The sequence below is a fragment of the Terrabacter sp. P5_B1 genome, assembly GCF_056400505.1.
On record NZ_JBFULD010000267.1, the window covers coordinates 1 to 5986 of the forward strand.

The following is a 5986-nucleotide window of genomic DNA, read 5'->3' on the forward strand; positions in this document are numbered from 1 at the left end:
GGCCAGGCCCTCCATGWCGACGTCGAGAGCCGTCCCGTCGTTCGAGCGCCCGACGTATCCCACGATCCCACACATGGCGACAAGCCTAGGGGACGCGCGAGGGGCCGACGCCACCCTCGGCCGTCGCGTCCGCAAGAATGTCGAGCGTGTCGGAGCCATCCAGCGGTACCGGCGGGAACGGGAACACCGGGAGCAACGGCAACAACGGCTCCAACGGCACCGTGATCCCGTCGCCGTACGTCGAGTTCGACCGGGCCGCGTGGTCCCGGTTGCGCGAGAACCACCCGCTCAACCTCGACGACACCGACCTCGCGCGCCTGCGCGGCCTCGGTGACCGCGTCGACCTCAACGAGGTCGAGGAGGTCTATCTCCCCCTCTCGCGCCTGCTGAACTTCTATGTCGGCGCGACCCGCCAGCTCCACCAGGTGACGAGCGACTTCCTCGGCGAGCGCCCGGCCAGGACGCCCTTCGTCATCGGCGTGGCCGGATCCGTGGCCGTCGGCAAGTCGACGACGGCCCGCATCCTGCGCGAGATGCTCGCGCGGTGGCCCGACACGCCACAGGTCGCGCTCGTCACGACCGACGGCTTCCTCTTCCCCAACGCCGAGCTCGAGCGTCGGGGAATCCTGCAGCGCAAGGGTTTTCCGGAGTCCTACGACCGGCGGGCCCTGCTGCGGTTCGTCGCCGAGATCAAGTCCGGCCGGACCGAGGTCTCCGCTCCGGTCTACTCGCACCTGACCTACGACATCGTCCCGGGCGAGCGCATCGTCGTCCGCCAGCCCGACGTGCTCATCGTCGAGGGCCTCAACGTCCTGCAGGCGCCGGAGATGCACCCGGTCCGCGGGACGGGCCTGGCCGTGAGCGACTTCTTCGACTTCTCCGTCTACGTCGACGCCTGGGTCGACGACGTGCGCACGTGGTACGTCGAGCGCTTCCTGCGGCTGCGCGAGACCGCCTTCTCCGACCCCGACTCGTACTTCCACCGGTATGCCGTGCTCTCCGACGAGGAGGCCGTCGCCACCGCCAACCGCATCTGGCGTGAGATCAACGGCCCCAACCTCGTCGAGAACATCCTGCCGACCCGCTCGCGCGCGAGCCTCGTCCTGTCCAAGGGCGACAACCACGAGGTCCGCCGAGTGCGCCTGCGCAAGATCTAGACGAGAAGGTGGAGGTCCGCCGCGGGCCGTCCAGGGGCACACGGGGACGCAGGCCGTCCACGGCCGTGAGCCCCCGTGCGTGTCAGTACCAGTGCGGTGAGCGGGCCTGCCAGGTGGACCACGCGTTGCACGGGCTGCCGTAGGACATCTCGATGTACCAGAGGCCCCACTTGATCTGGGTCAGCGGGTTGGTGCGGTAGTCGGCACCGAACTGCGACATCTTGCTGGCCGGCAGGGACTGCGGGATCCCGTAGGCCCCGGAGCTCGCGTTCGTGGCCGTCCAGCGCCAGTCGCTCTCGCCGGTCCAGAGGTTCACGAGGCAGTTGTACTGCGCGTCGCTGCCCCAGCCGTGGTCGGCCATGAGCAGGCGCGCTGCCGACTTCGGGTCCTTCTGGGCGTTCGCGATGACGCGCTGGCGCTCCTTGTCGCGCGCGGCGCGGGCGGCCGCCTGGCGGGCCAGCACGGCCTGCTTCGCGGCCTCCTGCTTCCGCTTCGCCTCGAGCTCCGTGGCCGTGCGCAGGCCCGTCGCGGAGATGGCGGTGCGGCGCTCGTTGCGCGACACCGAAGCCGCCGCGCGATACGTCATGTCGACGGTGGAGGCGCGCGCCAGCTCGTCGGTCTGGGCGAGGACGCCGTTGCCGACCACGAACGCGGCGGAGTCGGCGCCGATGAGGTCGTTGGCCTTGGCGTAGGCGAAGCCCGAGGCGCCGAGACCGACCGCGAGGGCACTGGCCAGGATGGGTCGGGCGACGTGGCGCTTGCGGGCTCGCGACTTCGCGTGTCGTCGACCGGGGTACGACTCCGTCGACGCCGCAAGGCGGGCGACGGCGTCGTCGGCGGGGCCGGCGCGTCCGGAGTCGTGCGCGCTGCGGGGGCTGTGGGGGGCCGCAGGGGACTCAGAGATGTCGGGGGCCGCCTCGTGCCGAGTCACGCCGGACCGCGCCGAGGAGGTGGCGGGGTTCGGGCGTGGAGCGGTCGAGGGGGCCGGTGCGTTGCGGTGCCGACCTTCGTACCGTGCCATGAACAGACGTCACGCCTTCCTGGTGTTGGGTGCGCCCGGCGCGAGCGTCTCGGGGCGCAGGCCCGTCGACGGCTGCGCCCGACGTGATGACACGACCTCGTTCCCCTGCCGCCCACACCCCGAGGTGAGCGTTATCGTTCCGAGATCTTCAACTGGACACGGTGCCATCCCTGCCGATGAAGAGCAAATCGACCTCGATCGTCAAGACGGCCTCGACGGCCCGAATGCGTGGCCCAGCGCACGGCGTCCCCGAGCTGCGTGCTCGGGGACGCCGTTTGCAGTGTGACTCAGGTCACACCTCGAGCCCCTCCAACATGTCGGTGACCAGGGCTGCGATCGGACTGCGCTCGCTGCGGGTGAGGGTGACGTGGGCGAAGAGCGGGTGACCCTTGAGCTTCTCGATGACGGCTGCGACGCCGTCGTGCCGACCCACGCGGAGGTTGTCGCGCTGAGCCACGTCGTGGGTGAGCACGACCTTGCTGTTCTGGCCGATCCGGCTCAGCACGGTCAGGAGCACGTTGCGCTCGAGGGACTGGGCCTCGTCGACGATGACGAACGCGTCGTGCAGGGAGCGGCCGCGGATGTGGGTCAGCGGCAGGACCTCCAGCAGCCCGCGGTCCATGATCTCCTCGACGACCTCGGTCGAGACGAGCGCGCCCAGCGTGTCGAAGACCGCCTGGCCCCACGGGTTCATCTTCTCCTGCTCGGTGCCGGGCAGGTAGCCGAGCTCCTGGCCCCCGACGGCGAAGAGGGGACGGAAGACGAGCACCTTGCGCTGGGCCCGGCGCTCCATGACCGACTCGAGGCCGGCGCAGAGGGCCAGGGCCGACTTGCCCGTGCCCGCACGGCCGCCGAGACTGACGATGCCCACGTCGGGGTCGAGGAGCAGGTCGAGAGCGATCCGCTGCTCGGCGCTGCGCCCGTGGAGGCCGAACGCGTCACGGTCGCCCCGGACGAGCCGGATCTGCTTGTCGGCGCCGACCCGCCCCAGACCGCTTCCCCGCGGCGAGAGCAGGACGAGACCGGTGTGACACGGCAGCTCAGCGGCGCCGGCGTGCTCCACGCGACCGCGGTCGTAGAGCTGGTCGAGGGCCTCGGAGGAGATCTCGAGCTCCTGCAGTCCGGTCCAGCCGGAGTCGACGCCCTGCTCGTGGCGGTACTCCTCGGCCTCGAGGCCGCACGCCGACGCCTTGACGCGCATCGGGAGGTCCTTGGACACGATGGTCACGTCAGCGCCCTCGTTGGCGAGGTTGCGAGCCACGGCGAGGATGCGCGTGTCGTTGTCGCCGAGCCGGAACCCTGCCGGGAGCGACGACGGGTCGGTGTGGTTGAGCTCGACCCGCAACGTGCCGCCGTCGGGCCCCACGGCCACCGGCTTGTCGAGGCGCCCCTCGCTCACCCGCAGGTCGTCGAGCATCCGCAGGGCCTGACGGGCGAAGTAGCCGAGCTCCGGGTGATGGCGTTTGCCCTCGAGCTCCGTGACGACGACGACCGGCAGCACGACCTCGTGCTCGGCGAACCTCAGCATTGCCCGCGGGTCGGACAGGAGCACGGAGGTGTCGAGGACGTACGTCTTGTGCTCGGGCTCGCGGGCGCGGGCCGTCGTGCGTGTGGCGACGTGGGTGGAGGCCGCAGCCGGCTCGGTCGTGCTGGCGGGGTCCGACGTGACCTGACGGGTCGTACGTGCCATGTGCCACTCCCTTGGCGGCGCGCGTCGCGCGCCTACTCGCTCCCGGGGTGCCGGGCGGTGACCACCAGAGGGTGGCGCAGGGCCCGACCCTCCGTCCTGAGCGGTTGCTCCATCGGTGGGCCTCCTGGCAACGTCCGACGGGTGTCGGCCGTTGGGTCGACGGTACGACTCGGGACCGACTCCGACGGGGATTGAAGGGCATCGGATCGTCGTGTCGCCGCAGAGTTCACATCCCGGTAACCCCTTCCCCAGCGCCGACGGGTCCGAAGGGCCGGGCCGGGTCGTCGAGCCAGGCGTACGGCGTCGGAGCGCTCCTCACGCCCAGGGCGATCGACCCATGACTCGCACGTACTGGCGCTTCCACCGCCACCGGACGGCGGCGATGGCCATGCCGATGACGCCCAGGCCGCCGAAGATCGCGAGAATCAGGTAGGCGACAGGCATCGCAGCCGGGTCGCCCTGGTCCGCGCCCTTCTTGACCATGAGGAAGAAGATGACGCCGACCACGGTGAGGGCGAGGAAGAACAGCCCCATCAGCAGCGGCTCGCGGATCTTCAGCGTGAGCAGTCCGCGCTCCTGGCTGACGTAGGAGAACGGCTCCTTGGGAGCAGGGGTGCCGCTCGGTCCGGTCGGGCCCGTCGAGCCCGTCGAGCCCGTCGAGCCGGTCGGGCGGGGAGTCGCGGCACTCATGCGGTGGCCACCTCCGAGTAGAGGGCGGACACGGCGTCCTGCAGGCCCGTGGCGTCGACGACGCCACCGCTGCCCGTACCGGGACCGGCGACGTCGGTGAGGGCCTCGAAGCCCGAACCGGAACGTCGGATCGCGAGGTTGCTCGTGCCCTCGAGCGTCTGCACCTCCAGGAAGACACCCGACTGCGGGTTGGCGTCGAAGCGCTCACGGACCAGGCCCGTGACGAGCGCACCCACGTCGCCGCTGCGTTCACCGAGGCGGATGAACCACGAGGCGAGCTGGCGGGGCTGCATGAGCGCGACGACGGTGTCGGACTCGACGAGCACCGCGAAGTCCAGCTGGCTGACGTTCTCGCCCACGAGGCCGACGCGGGTCCACCGCGTGGCCGCGCCGACGGCATACTCCACCAGGGCGGCGTTGGAGCGCGTCTCGGCGGCCCCGTCGTCCTCGAGGGTCAGCCAGCCGCGAGAGGCGAGGCTGGAGGCCCCGGCGAGCAGGGCAGCATCCTCGGCGGACCGCGGGTCGAGCATGAGCAGGCGCCGCGAGCGCTCCCCGGCAGGGGTCTCGTGGCGCGACATGAGGTATGCCAGCTCGGCGGCCCCCAGCCCGAAGACGTCGTCAGGCAGCTCGAAGCCCTCGAGCGGGGTGCCCTTCATCAGGTCAGCCATGGTTCTCCTCGGTCGGTCCCGGTCGTGTCCGGGTGGGTCGCGCTGTGAGTCGTTCGGATGGGTCGTTCGTCGTCTCGTCAACAATGCCGGGTGCCCCGGGCTCTCGCCTCCCGGGGTCCGGGCCACCGGTCAGAAGGGCCACGCCTTGTCGGCGACGTCGCTGATGGCGTGACCGGCGTCGGACGCGACGTCGCCCACCGCGTCGACGGCGTCGGACGTGAAGTTCCCGACGGCGTGGGTCGCGTCGGAGGTGAAGTCGGAGATCGCGCCCCAGTTGTCGTGGACGAGCTGGCCCACCGCCATGCCGCCGGCGGCGATACCGCACACGACGTCGACGGGCGGCGGGGTCATCAGGGCCGCGGCACCGAGGCCGGTCATGACGGAGTCGTAGCCGGCCCGACCGTAGTGGTGCTCGGAGATGTCGTTGGCGACCGTGAAACCGCCGAACACCACGCCGAGCGGACCGAGCGCCTTGCCGACGCCGGCCAGCGTGCGGGTGAGTGCCCCGCCCTCGGCCAGCGACGGCATGAAGCGCGAGAGCGTGCCCCAGTTCCTCGGGTTGAGGGCGTCCCCGAACTCGGCGAGGTGTCCCGTCTTCCACGCCTGCGAGAGGTTCTTGATGAGCCCGAGGTCCTTGTCCCAGCCGGAGAGGTTGGACAGGAAGTTGCGGATCTTCATGCTCGTGCCGAGCAGACCGACTGCGGTGCCGAGGCCCTTGACCGGGGTCCACAGCGACTTGAGGAGGTCGTAGCCCGGGATG

At 70.8% G+C, this 5986-nt stretch carries 6 protein-coding genes; 1 reads left to right on the plus strand and 5 read right to left on the minus strand.

Annotated features, from left to right (window positions below):
• Positions 1 to 137: 137 nt before the first annotated feature.
• Complete coding sequence (gene coaA / locus AC1DP0_RS16755; RefSeq protein WP_478086383.1) at positions 138 to 1157, plus strand: type I pantothenate kinase; 1020 nt, start codon at positions 138 to 140, stop codon at positions 1155 to 1157.
• A gap of 82 nt (positions 1158 to 1239) precedes the next feature.
• Here the strand turns inward: coaA and AC1DP0_RS16760 are convergent, their stop codons facing one another.
• From AC1DP0_RS16760 to AC1DP0_RS16780, 5 genes are all read right to left on the minus strand, one after another.
• Positions 1240 to 2178, minus strand: coding sequence for an aggregation-promoting factor C-terminal-like domain-containing protein (locus AC1DP0_RS16760; protein WP_478086387.1), 939 nt, complete (start codon positions 2176 to 2178; stop codon positions 1240 to 1242).
• Between the two features lie 292 nt (positions 2179 to 2470).
• The gene (locus tag AC1DP0_RS16765; RefSeq protein WP_478086397.1) at positions 2471 to 3706 is read right to left on the minus strand and encodes a PhoH family protein; all 1236 of its coding nucleotides are present in this window, start codon (positions 3704 to 3706) and stop codon (positions 2471 to 2473) included.
• Positions 3707 to 4183: 477 nt separating this feature from the next.
• On the minus strand, positions 4184 to 4558 hold the full coding sequence (locus tag AC1DP0_RS16770) for a hypothetical protein (protein ID WP_478086391.1): 375 nt from the start codon (positions 4556 to 4558) through the stop codon (positions 4184 to 4186).
• A complete protein-coding gene (locus AC1DP0_RS16775; protein WP_478086393.1) occupies positions 4555 to 5226 on the minus strand; it encodes a hypothetical protein in 672 nt (223 codons plus the stop codon). The genes AC1DP0_RS16770 and AC1DP0_RS16775 overlap by 4 nt, the downstream gene beginning before the upstream one ends.
• A 129-nt stretch (positions 5227 to 5355) precedes the next feature.
• On the minus strand, positions 5356 to 5986 hold a 631-nt coding region (locus AC1DP0_RS16780; RefSeq protein ID WP_478086395.1), incomplete at its 5' end, for a hypothetical protein.

Bases quoted from the DNA above. Each gene is read 5' to 3' on its own strand.
- coaA (WP_478086383.1), top strand. From the start codon at position 138: ATGTCGAGCGTGTCGGAGCCATCCAGCGGTACCGGCGGGAACGGGAAC.
- AC1DP0_RS16760 (WP_478086387.1), bottom strand. From the start codon at position 2,178: ATGGCACGGTACGAAGGTCGGCACCGCAACGCACCGGCCCCCTCGACC.
- AC1DP0_RS16775 (WP_478086393.1), bottom strand. From the start codon at position 5,226: ATGGCTGACCTGATGAAGGGCACCCCGCTCGAGGGCTTCGAGCTGCCT.
- AC1DP0_RS16770 (WP_478086391.1), bottom strand. From the start codon at position 4,558: ATGAGTGCCGCGACTCCCCGCCCGACCGGCTCGACGGGCTCGACGGGC.
- AC1DP0_RS16765 (WP_478086397.1), bottom strand. From the start codon at position 3,706: ATGCTGAGGTTCGCCGAGCACGAGGTCGTGCTGCCGGTCGTCGTCGTC.